The sequence below is a fragment of the Microbacterium excoecariae genome (genome assembly GCF_011326725.1).
Lineage (GTDB): Bacteria > Actinomycetota > Actinomycetes > Actinomycetales > Microbacteriaceae > Microbacterium > Microbacterium excoecariae.
The window spans coordinates 905,140-920,029 of sequence record NZ_JAANCO010000001.1; the positions used below are offsets into that span (position 1 = coordinate 905,140).

The 14,890-nt window shown below is 72.2% G+C and carries 19 protein-coding genes; 9 read left to right on the forward strand and 10 right to left on the reverse strand.

Annotated features, from left to right (window positions below; translation table 11 throughout):
- Positions 1–3 precede the first annotated feature (3 nt).
- Positions 4–942 carry an LLM class F420-dependent oxidoreductase gene (locus G8E01_RS03985; protein WP_166316181.1) on the reverse strand — a complete coding sequence of 313 codons (939 nt, stop codon included), beginning with the start codon at positions 940–942 and terminating at the stop codon, positions 4–6.
- A 29-nt stretch (positions 943–971) separates the two neighbouring features.
- Positions 972–1,943 (reverse strand): cation diffusion facilitator family transporter, encoded by a 972-nt coding sequence (locus tag G8E01_RS03990; RefSeq protein WP_166316184.1) that lies wholly within the window; start codon positions 1,941–1,943, stop codon positions 972–974.
- A 36-nt stretch (positions 1,944–1,979) separates the two neighbouring features.
- Here G8E01_RS03990 and proC point away from each other — a divergent pair, with 36 nt between their 5' ends.
- From proC to G8E01_RS04005, 3 genes are all read left to right on the forward strand, one after another.
- Positions 1,980–2,819 carry a pyrroline-5-carboxylate reductase gene (proC, locus tag G8E01_RS03995; protein WP_166316187.1) on the forward strand — a complete coding sequence of 280 codons (840 nt, stop codon included), beginning with the start codon at positions 1,980–1,982 and terminating at the stop codon, positions 2,817–2,819.
- Between the two features lie 68 nt (positions 2,820–2,887).
- Positions 2,888–4,234 (forward strand): TrkH family potassium uptake protein, encoded by a 1,347-nt coding sequence (locus tag G8E01_RS04000; protein ID WP_338100735.1) that lies wholly within the window; start codon positions 2,888–2,890, stop codon positions 4,232–4,234.
- A gap of 22 nt (positions 4,235–4,256) precedes the next feature.
- The gene (locus tag G8E01_RS04005) at positions 4,257–4,952 is read left to right on the forward strand and encodes a potassium channel family protein (RefSeq protein ID WP_205827210.1); all 696 of its coding nucleotides are present in this window, start codon (positions 4,257–4,259) and stop codon (positions 4,950–4,952) included.
- Position 4,953: 1 nt separating this feature from the next.
- On the opposite strand, the gene G8E01_RS04010 is transcribed toward G8E01_RS04005, so the two are convergent.
- Positions 4,954–5,625 carry a potassium channel family protein gene (locus tag G8E01_RS04010; RefSeq protein WP_166316190.1) on the reverse strand — a complete coding sequence of 224 codons (672 nt, stop codon included), beginning with the start codon at positions 5,623–5,625 and terminating at the stop codon, positions 4,954–4,956.
- Complete coding sequence (locus tag G8E01_RS04015; RefSeq protein ID WP_166316195.1) at positions 5,618–7,078, reverse strand: TrkH family potassium uptake protein; 1,461 nt, start codon at positions 7,076–7,078, stop codon at positions 5,618–5,620. Before G8E01_RS04015 ends, G8E01_RS04010 begins: the two co-directional genes overlap by 8 nt.
- 103 nt (positions 7,079–7,181) lie before the next feature.
- On the opposite strand from G8E01_RS04015, the gene G8E01_RS04020 reads away from it, so the two are divergent.
- The 6 genes from G8E01_RS04020 to G8E01_RS04045 all read left to right on the forward strand — a co-directional run bounded on the left by G8E01_RS04020 (position 7,182) and on the right by G8E01_RS04045 (position 9,160).
- A complete protein-coding gene (locus G8E01_RS04020; protein ID WP_166316198.1) occupies positions 7,182–7,586 on the forward strand; it encodes an ArsR/SmtB family transcription factor in 405 nt (134 codons plus the stop codon).
- Between the two features lie 125 nt (positions 7,587–7,711).
- On the forward strand, positions 7,712–7,912 hold the full coding sequence (locus G8E01_RS04025; protein ID WP_166316201.1) for a helix-turn-helix domain-containing protein: 201 nt from the start codon (positions 7,712–7,714) through the stop codon (positions 7,910–7,912).
- A 132-nt stretch (positions 7,913–8,044) separates the two neighbouring features.
- Positions 8,045–8,143, forward strand: a complete 99-nt coding sequence (locus G8E01_RS04030) for a 30S ribosomal protein bS22 (RefSeq protein WP_003792170.1) — start codon at positions 8,045–8,047, stop codon at positions 8,141–8,143.
- Between the two features lie 97 nt (positions 8,144–8,240).
- The gene (locus G8E01_RS04035) at positions 8,241–8,531 is read left to right on the forward strand and encodes a rhodanese-like domain-containing protein (RefSeq protein ID WP_166316204.1); all 291 of its coding nucleotides are present in this window, start codon (positions 8,241–8,243) and stop codon (positions 8,529–8,531) included.
- The gene (locus G8E01_RS12695; protein ID WP_338100736.1) at positions 8,528–8,782 is read left to right on the forward strand and encodes a glutaredoxin family protein; all 255 of its coding nucleotides are present in this window, start codon (positions 8,528–8,530) and stop codon (positions 8,780–8,782) included. Before G8E01_RS04035 ends, G8E01_RS12695 begins: the two co-directional genes overlap by 4 nt.
- A gap of 87 nt (positions 8,783–8,869) precedes the next feature.
- Entirely contained in the window at positions 8,870–9,160 is a 291-nt protein-coding gene (locus G8E01_RS04045) for a Dabb family protein (protein ID WP_166316210.1), read from the forward strand.
- A 9-nt stretch (positions 9,161–9,169) separates the two neighbouring features.
- Here the strand turns inward: G8E01_RS04045 and G8E01_RS04050 are convergent, their stop codons facing one another.
- From G8E01_RS04050 to G8E01_RS04075, 6 genes are all read right to left on the reverse strand, one after another.
- Positions 9,170–10,252, reverse strand: a complete 1,083-nt coding sequence (locus G8E01_RS04050) for an FAD-dependent oxidoreductase (protein WP_166316213.1) — start codon at positions 10,250–10,252, stop codon at positions 9,170–9,172.
- A gap of 130 nt (positions 10,253–10,382) precedes the next feature.
- Positions 10,383–11,456, reverse strand: a complete 1,074-nt coding sequence (locus G8E01_RS04055; RefSeq protein WP_166316216.1) for an NAD(P)-binding domain-containing protein — start codon at positions 11,454–11,456, stop codon at positions 10,383–10,385.
- A 51-nt stretch (positions 11,457–11,507) separates the two neighbouring features.
- Entirely contained in the window at positions 11,508–12,293 is a 786-nt protein-coding gene (locus G8E01_RS04060) for an ABC transporter ATP-binding protein (protein ID WP_166316219.1), read from the reverse strand.
- Positions 12,290–13,078, reverse strand: a complete 789-nt coding sequence (locus G8E01_RS04065) for an ABC transporter ATP-binding protein (RefSeq protein ID WP_166316222.1) — start codon at positions 13,076–13,078, stop codon at positions 12,290–12,292. Before G8E01_RS04065 ends, G8E01_RS04060 begins: the two co-directional genes overlap by 4 nt.
- Positions 13,075–13,938, reverse strand: a complete 864-nt coding sequence (locus G8E01_RS04070; RefSeq protein ID WP_166316225.1) for an ABC transporter permease subunit — start codon at positions 13,936–13,938, stop codon at positions 13,075–13,077. Before G8E01_RS04070 ends, G8E01_RS04065 begins: the two co-directional genes overlap by 4 nt.
- Entirely contained in the window at positions 13,935–14,885 is a 951-nt protein-coding gene (locus G8E01_RS04075; RefSeq protein ID WP_166316228.1) for an ABC transporter permease subunit, read from the reverse strand. The genes G8E01_RS04070 and G8E01_RS04075 overlap by 4 nt, the downstream gene beginning before the upstream one ends.
- Positions 14,886–14,890: the final 5 nt, after the last annotated feature.

The window sequence follows — 14,890 nt, forward strand, 5'->3', positions numbered from 1 at the left end:
CCATCAGCGCAGCTGCGGGAGGACCTCGTCTCCGAGGTAGGCGACCTGATCGAGGTCGGTCATGTCGAGCAGCTGGAAGTAGACCCGGCGGGCGCCTGACTCGATCAGCCGCCCGGCGCGATCGGCGATCTCGGCGGCGGATCCGCAGAAGGTGTGATCGGCGCGGAAGCCCGCGAGGTCGACGCCGGTGGCGGCGGCGCGGCGGGCGACGTCCCGCTCGGTCGGCCCGGCGAGGGTCGTGAGCCCGACCGTCGTCTTCAGGGTGTCGGGGTCGCGCCCGATCTCCTCGCACGCGGCGCGGGCGCGCGCCCATCGGTCGACGACGACGTCCTCCGGCTGGAAGACGATGTTGAACTCCGAGGCGTACCGGGCCGCGAGGCGCGGCGTGCGCTCGAGGCCCGCGCCCCCGACGATGACGGGCGGCGGGTCCTGCACGGGCTTCGGGAGCGCGGGGGAGTCGCGGAGCTGATAGTGGGAACCGTCGAACGAGAAGGTGTCGCCGGCGGGCGTTTTCCAGAGCCCCGTGACGATCGCGAGCTGCTCCTCGAGGAGATCGAACCGGCGCCGCGGGAACGGGATGCCGTAGGCCTCGTGCTCGTCCGCGTACCACCCCGTGCCGAGTCCGAGCTCGACCCGGCCGCCCGACATCTGGTCGACCTGCGCGACCTGGATCGCGAGGATCCCCGGCACGCGGTAGGTCACCGACGAGACGAGGGTGCCGAGGCGGATCCGCTCCGTCTCGCGCGCCAGGCCCGCGAGCGTCGTCCACGCGTCGGTCGGCCCGGGATCGCCCGAGAAGAAGCCGCCCATGTGGAGGAAGTGGTCGGAGCGGAAGAAGCCGTCGAAGCCCGCCGCCTCCGCCGCGCGCGCGAACGCCAGCTGCGTGTCGTAGGTCGCCCCCTGCTGGGGCTCGGTGAAGACGCAGAACTCGGTGCCGGGCATGGATCCATCCTGGCACCGCTCGGGCGGTGTCAGTCGCTCGAGGGGAAGACGAAGGCCTCGGTCGTCGGCTGCTCCGCGGTCGGCGCGCGGTACACGTCCGGCTCCAGGTAGACGACGCGCGCCTGCGGGACGGCGTCGCGGATCCGCTTCTCCACCTCGTCGATATCGCGCGCGACCGATCCGAGCGGCTTGTCGAGCGGGAGCGCGACCTTCGCCGCGACGAGCATCTCCTCGGGGCCGATGTAGAGCGTCTTGATGTGGATGAGGCGCTCGACCTCGGGGCCGTCCGCGATGGCCCGCATCACGGCGTCGAGCTGCGCCCGCGTCGCGCCCTCGCCGACGAGGAGGCTCTTCATCTCCACGCCGACGACGATCGCGATGACGATGAGGAGGACGCCGATCGCGAGCGTGCCGAGCGCGTCGTAGAGCGGGTCGCCCGTGATCACCGTGAGCGAGACGCCCGCGAGCGCGAAGACGAGTCCCAGGAGCGCGCCCGAGTCCTCGAGGAGCAGAACGGGCAGCTCGGGGGAGCGCGAGCGCCGGATGAACGACCACCACGACTGTCCGTGGTCGCGCACGGCGTTGGCCTCCTTCACCGCGGTGCGCAGCGAGTACGACTCGAGCCCGATCGCGAACACGAGGATGACGATCGGCAGCCACCACCAGGTCTCGCTGAGCGCGTGCGGGTGGGTGAGCTTCTCGACGCCCTCGTAGACGGAGAACAGGCCGCCGACCGAGAAGAGGATGATGCCCACGACGAACGCGTACACATAGCGCTCGCGGCCGTACCCGAAGGGGTGCTCCGTGTCGGCCTCGCGCTTCGCGCGCCGGCCGCCGAGGAACAGCAGGATCTGGTTGCTCGAGTCGGCGACCGAGTGAACGGCCTCCGCGAGCATCGACGCGGATCCGGACAGCAGCCAGCCGACGAACTTTGCGGCGGCGATCCCCATGTTTGCGATGAACGCGGCGAGTATCGCCTTGCCGCCCCCGTGTGCACTCATGTGACGAAGTCTATTGCGGCCGGTAGCGTGGCACGCATGGCCACGTCACTTCCCTCTGTCGCGTTCATCGGTGCCGGTTCGATGGGAGGCGCCATCCTGCGCGGCCTCGTCGCCAGCGGGATCCCCGTCGACGGCGGGATCCACGTCACGAACCGCACCGCCGCCAAGGCGCGGGACCTCGCGGGGCTCGACGGCGTGTCGAGCATCGCGCTCGAGGAGACCCCCGACGGCAACCAGCGCGCCGCCGCGGCCGCGCGCATCGTGCTTGTCGGCGTCAAGCCCTACATGGTCGCCGACCTGCTGGACGAGATCGGCCCGCACCTCGCCGACGACGCGATCATCGTGAGCCTCGCGGCGGGCATCACGCTCGCCCAGTTCGAGGAGAAGCTTCCGGGCGCGCGCGTGATCCGCTCGATGCCCAACACCCCCTCCACGGTGGGCCGGGGCGTGACGGGCCTCGCGGCCGGCGAGCACGCGGACGCCGACGACCTCGCCCTCGTCCGGCGCCTGTTCGAGACGGTCGGGGTGACCGTCGAGGTCGACGGCGACGACGGGATCGACGCGATCTCGACGATCTCCGGATCCGGCCCCGCCTACGTGTTCCTGTTCATCGAGATGCTCGCCGGCGCCGCGCGCCACCAGGGCTTCGACGATGCCACAGCCCGCCTGCTGGCGGAGCGCACGTTCCGCGGCGCGACCGAGCTGCTCGCGGCCGAGGAGCTGCCGGCCGAGGAGCTCCGGCGCCGCGTGACGAGCCCGAAGGGCACGACGGAGCGTGCCGTCGGCGTGTTCCAGGGCTCGGGCCTCGACGCGGTCTTCCGCGACGCCACCGACGCCGCCTACGCGCGCGCCAAGGAGCTCAGCGCGGAGGGCTGAGGCCGCCCCGCGACCCGCCGCGCGGGAGGGACTTGCGCGCCGGGCAATTCGGCGTACTGTCGTCCCTCGTGAATCGCTTCGCGCCCTCGTGGCGCGGCCTCGCCCCCGCGCAGGCCATCGTCCTCGGATTCGGCTCCGCCCTCGCCGTCGGCACCCTCCTCCTCTGGCTCCCGATCTCCGCCGCTCCCGGCAACCGCACGAGCATCGTCGACGCGCTGTTCACGGCGACATCGGCCCTGTGCGTGACGGGGCTCGTGACGCTCGACACCGCCACGCACTGGAGCGGATTCGGCCTCGCCGTGATCCTCGCGCTCATTCAGCTCGGCGGCCTCGGCATCATGGTCTTCGCCGCGCTCGTGGGCATCGTTCTCGCGCGAAAGGTGTCGGTGCGCGCCCGCATGAACGCGGTCGCCGAGACCCGGGCGGTCGGGCAGCCGAGTATCAAGCGGATCGCGGGCGGCATTTTCCTCACCTCCGTCGCGATCGAGGCCGCCTGCGCCGCCATCCTGTTCGTGCGCTTCCTCGTGGCGTACGACTACGGGCCAGGGCGCGCCGCGTGGTCCGCCGTGTTCCACGCAGTGTCGGCGTTCAACAACGCGGGCTTCGCGCTGTACTCCGACAGCATGATGGGCTTCGCGTCGGACGGCTGGATCCTTCTGCCGCTGTGCGCGGCGATCATCGTCGGCGGCATCGGGTTCCCCGTCCTGCGGCAGTTGCGCCGCGAGCTGCGCACGCCGCTGCACTGGACGATGAACACCCGCATCGTCCTGATCGTGACGGCCGCGCTCCTCGTCGTCTCTACGCTCGCGATCACGACGATGGAGTGGTCGAACCCCGACACCCTGGGGAGCGAGGGCTACGGCACGCGGATCCTCGGGGGCTTTTTCCACGCCGTGCAGACCCGCACGGCGGGATTCAACAGCGTCGACATCGGCCAGATGCACGACGAGACGTGGCTCGTCATGGACATCCTCATGTTCATCGGCGGCGGACCCGCGGGGACCGCGGGCGGCATCAAGGTGACGACCTTCGCCGTGCTCTTCTTCATCCTCTGGACCGAGCTGCGCGGCGGGCTCGCCGTGAACATCTTCGGCAAGCGCCTCGCCCGCGGGGTGCACCGCCAGGCGATCTCCGTCGTCCTGCTCGCGCTCGCCGCCGTGACCGGCGTGACGCTCGCGATCCTCGCGATGACCGATTTCGACCTCGACACGGTGCTGTTCGAGGCGGTGTCGGCGTTCGGCACCGTCGGGCTCTCCACGGGCATCACCGCCGACCTCCCCGACGCGGCGCAGCTGCTGCTCGTCGCGCTCATGTTCATGGGCCGCCTCGGCCCCCTCACCCTCGGATCCGCGCTCGCCCTGCGGGAGCGCCGGGTCGCCTACGAACTGCCCAAGGAACGCCCGGCCATCGGCTGAGGCGCACAAGGAGACACGCACTATGGGATCTTTTCTGTCGTTCGGCGAGAGCTCGCGGCGCATCGCCGAGGCCGACTCCGTCGTGGTGATCGGGCTCGGCCGCTTCGGCGGATCCGTCGCCCTCGAGCTGATGGCGTCGGGCACCGAGGTGCTCGGAATCGACGCGGACCCGGACCGCGTGCAGGAGATGAACGGCCGCCTCACGCAGGTCGTGCGCGCCGACGCGACGAAGGAGGAGGTGCTCCGGCAGCTCGCGGTGCACGAGTTCGATCGCGCGGTCATCGCCATCAGCGGGGACCTCAAGGTCTCGATCCTCGCCGCGTCGCTGCTCCTGCAGCTCGACGGCCCCGTGATCTGGGCGAAGGCGACGGACGAGCAGCACGGGCGGATCCTCGAGCAGCTCGGCGTGCACCACGTCATCTACCCGGAGAAGGACATGGGGCGCCGCGTGGCGCACCTCGTGCGCGGGGCGGCGAAGGACTACCTCGAGGTCGACGAGGGGTACGCCCTCGTGAAGGTGAGCGCGCCGAGCGAGCTCCACGGCACGGCCCTCGGGGCGACGCACCTGCGGGAGCGCCACGGCGTCACGATCGCGGCGCGCCGGGATCCGGCGGGCGCATGGGAGCACGCGGACACCGCGACCGTCCTGCGCGAGGGCGACACGGTGCTCGTCATCGGCCCGACGAAGAAGGTCGAGCGCTTCGCGCAGCTGCGGTAGGTCAGCGATCGAGCGAGCTGAAGCGCTCGACGTCCTCGTTCGTGCCCGAGACGATGATGAGGTCGTGGTTGGTGACGATCGTCTTCGCCTCGGCGTACCGGAAGGGCTTGCCCGGCGCCTTGACCCCGACCACCGTGACGTTGTACTTGCTGCGCACGCTCGTGTCGGCGAGGGTGGCGCCGCGGATGAACTTCGGCGGGAACATCTTCGCGAGCACGAAGTCGTCGTCGAACCGGATGAAGTCGAGCATCCGGCCGCTGACGAGGTGCGCGACGCGCTCTCCGGCCTCGCGCTCGGGGTAGATGACGTGGTTCGCGCCGACGCGCGAGAGGATCTTGCCGTGCGACTGCGACGTCGCCTTGGCCCAGATCTGCGGCACCTTGAGGTCGACGAGGTTCGCCGTGATGAGCACCGACGCCTCGATCGAGGATCCCGTGGCGACGACGGCGACCTGGAAGTCCTGCGCCCCGATCTGCTTGAGCGCCTCGAGGCTGCGCGCATCGGCCTGGACGGTGTGCGTGACGCGCTCGGCCCACTTCTGCACGAGGCCGAGGTTCGCGTCGATCGCGAGGACGTCGCGGTCGAGGCGGTCGAGCTCCCCGGCGCAGGCGGCGCCGAAGCGGCCCAGCCCGATCACGAGGACGGGGGCGTCGCTGCGGATCTGCTCAACCAACGATCGGCCTTTCGACGGGAAGCGAATAGTGCTGCGTGCGGGAGGTCGCGGCGACCGCCGCGGCCAGTGTGACTGTACCAACGCGGCCCATGAAGATGGTCACCGCGAGCACGTAGAGCGCGTGGTCCGGGAGAGTTTCCGTCAGCCCGGTCGACAGGCCGACCGTGCCGAAGGCGGAGATGACGTCGAAGAGCACCTGGGCGATCGGCGCGTGCGTGATCTGCGCGATGACGATGGTCGCGACGGCGACGATCGTCGCCCCCCACGCAAGGACCGCGACGGCCACGCGCTGCACGTCCGAGGGGATCCGCCGCCCGAACGCCTCGACGGACTGCCGACCCTTCGCCTCGGACAGCACGCCGAGCGCGAGCACAGCGAGCGTCGTCACCTTGATCCCGCCGGCCGTGGACGCGGATCCGCCGCCCACGAACATCAGCATGGATCCGACGACCATGCTGGATCCGTACAGCTCGCCGATGTCGACGACGGAGAAGCCGCCCGAGCGCGTCATTGTCGACAGGAACACTGACTGGAAGATCGTGTCCCACGCGTTCATGCGCCCGAACGTGCCGGGGTTGCCGTACTCGAGGATGAGGAAGGTGCCGGCGCCCGCGAACAGCAGGATCGTCGTCGTGATGAGCGTGAGCTTGACGTGCAGGGCCCAGGTCGAGGGCCGCAGGAGCGTCGCCTTGCGGGGGTTCGTGATGTGGCGGGAGAGCGCGAAGATGACGGGGAAGCCGACGCTACCGACGAACACGCTCAGCATGATCACGCTCATAAAGAAGTAGTCGTGCTGGAAGACCGCGATGCCGCCGTCGTTGAGGGTGAAGCCCGTGTTCGTGAACGACATGGCCGCGTAGATCGGCGCGATCCAGAGCGCGTCGAACCACGGGTACTTCGCGGCGACGCTCGGGAAGATGAGGAGCGTCACCGCGAGCTCGATGAGGACGGTCGACAGGGCGACGGTGCGCAGCAGCATGCCGACCTCGCCGAGCCGCACCGCCTGCGACTCGTTCACCGCGCCGCCGTGTGCGCGCAGGGGGTTCGTGTCGCCCGCGGCGATGAGCTTGGCGCGCAGCCCCATGCGCTTCGAGATCACGAGGCCGAGGAGGGAGGCGAGCGTGAGCGCGCCCATGCCGCCGATGTTGACGCCGACGAAGAGCACGACGTCGCCGAACGGGGACCAGTGCGCCGACATGTCGACGCTCGTGAGCCCCGTGACGCAGATTGTCGACACGGCCGTGAACAGCGCGTCGGCGAGCGGGGTGACCTCGCGGGTCGTCGACGCGATCGGCAGCGACAGGAGCGCGGTGAACAGCAGCACCAGGGCGATGAAGACGCTGAGCGCGAAGCGCGACGGTGAGTGCGTGGTCATGACCCGGAACCAGTGCCAGACCGCGCCGGGGATCCGCCGAAACGGTGCGGCGGCGTTCGCGGCAGGAGTGCCTGGCATCGCGGATGCGCCTCTCGTTGGCCTGCGGGACAGCCGCCATCGTACCGCCGCGGCGGCCCGCGCACCGTGTCGAATATGCCCGGCATGCCATACGCTGTCGGCTATGGCCGACATCTTCGACGTGATCGCCGACGGCACCCGGCGCGAGATCCTCCAGCTCCTGCTCCGCCGCGACCCGCAGTCGGACGGCGGCACCAGTGTGTCGCAGATCGTGGCGGACCTCAGCGTGAGCCAGCCGACGGTCTCCAAGCACCTCAAGGTGCTGCGCGAGGCCGGGCTCGTCACGGTCCGCGAGGAGGGCCAGCACCGCTACTACCGGATCGAGCCGGGGCCGCTGGAGGAAGTGGACGACTGGCTCGTGCCCTTCTTCGTGGACGAGAGCGAGCTCGCGGCGGAGGCGACGCAGTCGATCTACGCGCCGCTCCCGGAGCCCGCGACGAAGTTCGCCGAGTCGCTCGGTCGGACGGCGGCCGTCGTGCAGACGGCGCTGAAGCGCCTCGGCGCGTAGCGGCGCGCGCCGCCGGCGACGGCCCCGCGGGGATCCGCGGTTTCACACGCGTCACGCGGGTTTACACGGGGCTCGATCTGCCCCTAAGGTAAACAGGAAGCACCAATATCCCGGGGGAGTACACGATGGCCCAGATGCCCGATGTGCGGTTTCTGACCGTCGCCGAGGTCGCCGACATCATGCGCGTGTCGAAGATGACCGTTTATCGCCTCGTGCACGCCGGCGAGCTCCCCGCCGTGCGGTTCGGCCGCAGCTACCGCGTGCCCGAGAGCGCGGTCACCGAGATGCTGCAGAACCCCGACGCGGGGCAGGCGCACGCAGGCTGAGAGCACGCCGAGTTCGCCCGCGCGGCGGCACAGTGTAAGGTAGAACGAGGCACTTTTTCTGCCGTGCCCGTACTCGGACGCCGGCACCTGTCCGTGCCCGGCATCCAAGCCCCAGACATAGCGAGGTTCGACGTGGGTTCTGTCATCAAGAAGCGCCGCAAGCGCATGGCGAAGAAGAAGCACCGCAAGCTGCTGCGCAAGACGCGCCACCAGCGCCGCAACAAGAAGTAACTGGCGCGATATGCGAAGCGCCGGTCCACCGCGGTGGACCGGCGCTTCGCTGTGTCCGGGCGGATCCGTCCCCCGCGGCGTGCGGGAGAATGGACGCATGCAGGAGATCACCGTCGCCGAGCTGAAGGCGCGTCAGAACACCCCTCTCATCGACGTGCGCGAGGCCGACGAATTCGCTGCCGGACGCGTGCCGGGCGCCGTGAACATCCCCCTCTCCGAGCTCGGCGCGCGGCTCGACGAGCTTCCCCCGGAGTTCGACGTCATCTGCCACCTCGGCGGTCGCTCGGCGCAGGCCGCGGCGGCGTTGGAGCCCCGCGGGTACGACGCCACGAACGTCGCCGGCGGGACGGCCGCGTGGATCGAGGCGGGCTACGAGGTCGAGCGGTGACCGCGCTCACGCTCATCAGCAAGCCCGACTGTCACCTGTGCGACGTCGCGCGCGAGGTCGTCGACCTCACGATCGCGGATCTGCCGGACGCCGTCGCGGACGGCGTCGAGGTGACGGAGCTGTCGATCCTCGACGACCCCGAACTCTACGACGCGTGGTGGGAGAAGATCCCGGTTGTGCTGATCGACGGGCAGCTGCACGCGCACTGGCGCGTCGCCCCCGACCGGCTCCGCAGCGCGCTCGGGGGATGAGCGGCACGCGGCCGCCCGCGCGCCCGCGTGGTGCGGCGAGCGGACGCGCCCTACGATGAGGGAAACCGTTCCGACGAGGGAGCCCGCATGATCCGCCACATCGTGATGTTCGGCGTCGACGCCGACGACAAGAACGCGTCGATCACGGAGGCCGCCCAGCGGCTGGAGGCGCTCGTCGGGGTCGTCCCGGGCCTGCGTGCCATGACGGTCGGCGCGAACGCCGTGGAAATCGAGGGCAACTACGACTTCGCGCTCGTCGCCGACTTCGACGACGCCGACGCGCTCGCCGTCTACGCGACCCACCCCGCGCACGTCGCCGTCGCGGAGTTCATCGGCACCTTCAAGTCGTCCCGCGCCGCCATCGACATTCACCTCTAGGCCCCGGGCCTACGGGCCGTAAAGGTCGGCGAGCACCGTCTCGCCGAGGGCGAGCCCCATGCTCATCGCGCTGTCGCCGCCCGCCGCGGACACGTGGATCCCGTCGCCCGCTCGGGCGCGCAGGGTGTCGCCCGGAACCGCCGCGGCCACGGCGCGCCAGCGCTGACGGACGTCGAGCCGCTTCTGGCCGAACAGGCGCCGCGCCTCGCGCGAGAGGACGTCGAAGGCGACCTCCTCCTGGAACGGCCAGGCGTCGTCCTCGTCCCGGTGGGCCGCCCCGATGAGCACGCCGAGCCCCGACACCTCCGCGTACGTCTGCCCGACGCCCAGGTCGATGATGTCCGGCCGTTCGCGCTCGAAACGCGACAGCAGGTCCGCGTGCGCGGGGGTCTCCCGGAAGACCTCGTGCCGCAGCATCGTGGATCCGGTGATGACGGGAAACTCCAGGCCCACGCCCGTCGCGAGCATCATGTCGGTGGCCCGGCGGCGCACGCCGTGCCGGGCCGCGAGGTCGGGCCACAGCGACTCCAGGTCGGCCCCGATGCAGAAGACGATGTTGTCCGCGCGGATGTCGCCCCGCGAGGTCGCGAGGGAGCCGGGATCCGCGCCGAGCGCCGTCGTGCGCCACCGGAAGTCGACGCCCTCCGTGGCAAGCCAGGCGGCGAAGGCGGGCGCCATCTCGCGGGGGTTCAGCTGCATGTCGTCGCGGTAGAGCGCGCCGCCGATGGCGCCCGCGACGGGCGCGAGGTCCGTCACCTCGCGCTCGCTGAGGATCCGTCCCGCGCCGGCCCCGCGCAGCACCTCGAGCTCGTCGTCCGCCGTCGCGACCGCGAGCGTGCCGCGGCGCGCGAGCCAGAACCGGGCCCGCGGCGCGTAGGAGAGGAAAAGCTCGCGCGTGCGGGCGGCGAGAGCGCGATGCGCGTCGACGTGCAGCGTCGTGCCGACGTGCCCGGACCCGAGCACGGTCGCTCCGCGCGCGCGAGGCGAGCGCTCCACCACGACGGTGCGGAGACCGCGCGCGTGCGCGGCGGCGGCGTGGCCGAGCCCGACGATGCCGGCGCCGACGACGGCGACATCGTACGCGTTGTTCACCCTCTCACCGTAGGCAGGCCCGCGCCCGTACCCCGGCCACTTCACCAGCCCGTCACGACGCGTCTGCCAGGTGTTCACGTCTCGACGCGTCTCGCCGGATGTCCGGGTGTCTGCCGCGTGCGGATCCGCCTCACGCGCCGAGCAGCGCGCGGAGGTCCCGCGCCGCGAGCCGGCCGGCGCGGTTCGCCCCGACCGTCGACTGCGAGGGGCCGAAGCCGACGAGGTGGATCCGCGGATCCGTCGCCACCCGGGTCCCCTGGACCGGGATGCCGCCCGCGGGGCCCGTGAGGTGGAGCGGATCCAGGTGCCCGAGCGCGGGCCGAAACCCCGTGGCCCAGAGCACGTGATCGACGCGGGTGGCGGAGCCGTCGGCCTCGACGACGCCCCGCTCGGTCATCCCGACGAACATCTCGCGCCGGACGAGGACGCCCCGATCGCGCGCCGCGCGCGCCGCGGGGAACCACGTCAGGCCCGTGTAGCCGACGATGCTCGTGACCGGCCGTCCCGCCTCGGCGTCCGCCGTGACGCGCGCGATCGTGGCGCGACCCGTCGTCTCGGGGCGGAACGGACCGTCCGCGAAGACGGGCTCCTGCCGCGTGTACCAGAGGGTGTCCGCCACGCGCGAGACCTCTTCGAGGTGCTGGATGGCAGAGATCCCGCCGCCGACGATCGCGACCCGCGCGCCGCGAAACTCCTCGAGCGACCGGTAGTCCCGCGTGTGGAGCTGTCGCCCCGCGAAGCGGTCGGATCCGGGGAGGGAGGGGCGGAGCGGGTTGTCCCACGTGCCCGTGGCGTTCACGATCGCCCGCGCGCGCCAGAGCCCGCCGGCGGTGTGCACGGCGAGGCCGCCCGCGCCGTCTTCCTCCACGCGCGTCACGCGCGCGGGGCGCACGATCGGCAGGCCCTCAGCGGCCTCGAACTCCGCGAAGTAGCGCGGCACCGCGTCTCGGCTCGGCTCGGACGGATCGAGCGCGGGCGCGTCGGCCCCGGGGAGGGCGAAGATGCCGTTGAGCGTCGCCACGGTGAGGGACTCCCAGCGCTCCCGCCAGGCGCCGCCCGGTCCGTCCGCCGCGTCGAGCACGACGAAGGTGGGGCTGGATCCGCCGTCTCCCGCGGCGCGGAAGCCGGACCGCGCGAGGTGATGGGCGGCCGAAAGGCCGGCCTGGCCGGCCCCGATCACGACGACGTCGGCGAAGGTGGTCACGGGATCCGGAACCGCCCCGGACCGAGATTCATTCCCGTGAATGGAACAGTCCTAGATCGTCGGGATCGACGCGATGAGCCGCCGGGTGTAGGCCTCGCGCGGGTGGAGCAGGACCTGGGTGGTCGGCCCGTGCTCCACGACCGCGCCCGCGTGCATGACGACCGTCTCGTCGCAGAGGTTCTGGACGACGCCGATGTCGTGGCTGACCACGAGAAGCGTCAGGCCCGATTCGCGCCGCAGCTCGGCGAGCAGGTCGAGGATCTGGGCGCGGACCGTGACGTCGAGCGCCGAGAGCGGCTCGTCGCCCACGAGCAGGTCCGGGCGGTGCGCGATCGCCCGCGCGATCGCGATCCGCTGGCGCTGGCCCCCCGAGAACTCGTGCGGGTAACGGTCCGCGGCGGCGGCGTCGAGCCCCACCCGCGCGAGCACCTCCCGCACCCTCGCCCGGTGGTCGCCGGGCACGTCGAGCGCCCAGAGGGGCTCGCCGACGATGCGCCCGACGCTCATGCGCGGGTCGAGCGAGCCGTGCGGATCCTGAAACACGATCCCCGTGCGGCGGCGCAGCCAGCGCAGCGACCGGGCGGAGGCCGCGGCGTCGACGGGGCGCCCGTCGAACGCGACCGTGCCCGCGGTCGGCCGGTCGAGCCCCGTGAGAAGGCGCACGAGCGTCGACTTCCCGGATCCGGACTCGCCGATGATGCCGACGGCGTCGCCGCCGCGCACCGCGAGGTCGGTCGGGTTAAGGGCCCATGCGCGCGCCCGCCGCGCGAACGGGTGCGGCCGGTCGCCGGGGTACGCCCGGGCGAGGCCGCGCGCTTCGAGCAGAACGTCGGTCATGCGGATCCCTCCGGGCGCCAGAGCGATGCCGTCGCGTCGCGCACGAGTCCGCGCGTGACGGGGTGGGCGGGGCGCGCGAGGAGCTCCGCCACGGCGCCCGACTCGACCGCGCGGCCGCCGGCGAGGACGACGGCGTGCGTGGCGACCTGCGCGAGCACGGCCAGGTCGTGCGTGATGAACACGAGGGCCATGCCCTCGTGCGCGACGAGATCGCCCAGCAAGGCGAGCACCTCGGCCTGCACGGTCACGTCGAGCGCCGTCGTCGGCTCGTCCGCGATGAGGAGGTTCGGCCCCGCCGCGAGGGCCATCGCGAGCGCCGCGCGCTGTCGCTGGCCGCCCGACAGCTCGTGCGGGTACCGGCGGACGATGCGCTCCGGATCCGGCAGCGCGACCCGCGCGGCGAGCCGCACGGCCTCGGCGCGCGCGGCCCGCCGCGATGCGCCGCCGTGGATGCGCAGGGGCTCGGCGATCTGGCGGCCGATGGTCCGGATCGGGTTGAGCGCGGTCAAGGGCTCCTGGAACACGACGGCCAGCTCGGATCCGCGCACGCGCGCGAGCTGCCGGTCCGGCATCCCGAGGATCTCCTGCCCGCGCCAGGTCACGGATCCGCTCGCGACCGCGCCGTCCGGAAGGAGGCCGAGGATCGCCAGGGCGGTCAGCGACTTGCCGGAGCCCGACTCGCCGATGAGCCCGAGGCGCCCGCCGTCGGGGACGGCGAACGAGACGCCGTCGACGACGACGTCGCCGCCTATCTCGACCCGCAGGTCGGTCACGACGAGGCTCATGCGACGACCTCTGGGACGTGCGCCACGCGGCGCCGGGCGCCGAGGGTGGGGTCGGTGGCCTCGCGCAGGGCGTCGCCGAGGAGGTTGAGGCTCAGCACCGTCGCGGTGATCGCGATGCCGGGGGCGAGCACGCTGGCGGGGTGCACGGCGATGTAGGCCTGCAGCTCGCTGAGGAGCAGGCCCCAGCTCGGCTGCGTGACGGGGGCGCCGAACCCGAGATAGGACAGGCCCGCCTCCGCGAGCACGGCCGCCGCCATCGACCACGACAGCTGGACGATGAACACGGGCGCCGCGCCGGGCAGCAGGTGGCGCGCGAGCACCTGTCCGGGCGTGAGCCCCGCCGCGCGCGCGGCGAGCACGTAGTCGGCGTGGCCGAGCCGGCGCAGCTCGATGCGCGCGACGCGGGCGATGTTGACGCCGTAGCCGATTCCCACGCTCCACACGACGACCCACAGGGATCCGCCCCACACGGCGGAGATCATCATCGCGATGAGGAGGACGGGGAAGGCGATGAGGATGTCGATCAGGACAGCGACCGCCTCGCGCACGGGGCGCGCCGTGAGCGCGCCGAGGGACGCGAGGACGACGCCGACGATCGTCGCGACGAGCCCCGCGCCGACGGCGACGAGCACGGTCGTGCGCGCGCCGGCCATGAGAAGCGAGGCGATGTCGCGCCCCGTCTGATCGGTGCCGAGGACGTGCGGCCACGACGGCGCGCTCCACGTCGCGTAGGCGTCGGTCGTGCGCGGGTCGAACGGCGTCCACAGGAGCGAGACCGCGGCGACTATGAGCACGAGCGCGAGGACGATGGCGGCGGCGCGGCCCGTCGGGATGCGCAGGAGGCGGGTGGCGGCGTTCACGAGCGCTCCCTCTGCCGCGGGTCGATCCCGCGGTGCAGGAGGTCGACCGCGAACCCGACGACGAGCACGACGCCGGTGAGGACGAACAGCTCGCCCTGCACCTTCGCGAGGTCGCGCGCGCCGACGTCGGCGACGAGCATGCGCCCGATGCCGGGCAGCGCGAACACCTGCTCGATGACGACGGCGCCGACGAGGATCCCCGCGATCTGCAGGCCGAGGACCGTCACGATCGACAGGCCCACCGTCGGCAGGCCCTGGCGGACGAGCGCCTGCGTGCGCGTACGGCCCTGCGCGGCGGCGGTGCGGACGAAGTCCTCGCCCGCCGCGGCGAGCGTCGCGCTGCGCACGAACCGCAGAAGCATGGCGCCCTCGACCACGCCGATCGTCAGGGCGGGCAGCGCGAGCGCGGCGAGCGCCGCCTCCGGATCCGCCCATCCCTCCCGCGGGAAGCCCTGCGCGGGCAGCCAGCCGAGCCAGACGGCGAAGACGACCACGAGCATCATGCCGGCCCACACGACGGGCACCGCGGCGGTCAGCTGCGCGCCCACGCTGATCGCCTGGCCGATGGCGCGCCGGCGGTAGACGGCCGAGGCGATCCCGCTCGGCACGGCGATCGCGAGGGCGATGAGGAGCGAGAGCACGCCGAGCGGGAGGGTCACGGCGGCCTTGTCGGCGATCTCGGCGGCCACGGGCGTGCCCGTGACCAGCGAGGTGCCGAGGTCGCCGCGCAGGAGCGCCCCGACCCAGTCGGCGTACTGCTCCCACGCCGGGCGGTCGAGGCCGAGCTGCTGGCGGATCCGCTCGGCCTGCGCGGGGGTGCCCTCCGTGCCGAGGATCATCTGGGCGACGTCACCCGGCAGTACCCGGAGCGTGAAGAAGATGAGCGCGCTCGCGACGGCGAGGCCCACCACCAGCAGGGCCGCGCGCGTGAGGGCGTATCGCGCCACGGGGG

Excerpts from the sequence above, each read along its gene's own strand:
- G8E01_RS04005 (WP_205827210.1), top strand. The coding sequence starts at position 4,257 with ATGGGATCTTTTCTGTCGTTCGGCGAGAGCTCGCGGCGCATCGCCGAG.
- G8E01_RS04065 (WP_166316222.1), bottom strand. The coding sequence starts at position 13,078 with ATGAGCCTCGTCGTGACCGACCTGCGGGTCGAGATAGGCGGCGACGTC.
- G8E01_RS03985 (WP_166316181.1), bottom strand. The coding sequence starts at position 942 with ATGCCCGGCACCGAGTTCTGCGTCTTCACCGAGCCCCAGCAGGGGGCG.
- G8E01_RS04020 (WP_166316198.1), top strand. The coding sequence starts at position 7,182 with ATGGCCGACATCTTCGACGTGATCGCCGACGGCACCCGGCGCGAGATC.
- G8E01_RS04045 (WP_166316210.1), top strand. The coding sequence starts at position 8,870 with ATGATCCGCCACATCGTGATGTTCGGCGTCGACGCCGACGACAAGAAC.
- G8E01_RS03990 (WP_166316184.1), bottom strand. The coding sequence starts at position 1,943 with ATGAGTGCACACGGGGGCGGCAAGGCGATACTCGCCGCGTTCATCGCA.
- G8E01_RS04015 (WP_166316195.1), bottom strand. The coding sequence starts at position 7,078 with ATGCCAGGCACTCCTGCCGCGAACGCCGCCGCACCGTTTCGGCGGATC.
- proC (WP_166316187.1), top strand. The coding sequence starts at position 1,980 with ATGGCCACGTCACTTCCCTCTGTCGCGTTCATCGGTGCCGGTTCGATG.
- G8E01_RS04035 (WP_166316204.1), top strand. The coding sequence starts at position 8,241 with ATGCAGGAGATCACCGTCGCCGAGCTGAAGGCGCGTCAGAACACCCCT.
- G8E01_RS04025 (WP_166316201.1), top strand. The coding sequence starts at position 7,712 with ATGGCCCAGATGCCCGATGTGCGGTTTCTGACCGTCGCCGAGGTCGCC.
- G8E01_RS04060 (WP_166316219.1), bottom strand. The coding sequence starts at position 12,293 with ATGACCGACGTTCTGCTCGAAGCGCGCGGCCTCGCCCGGGCGTACCCC.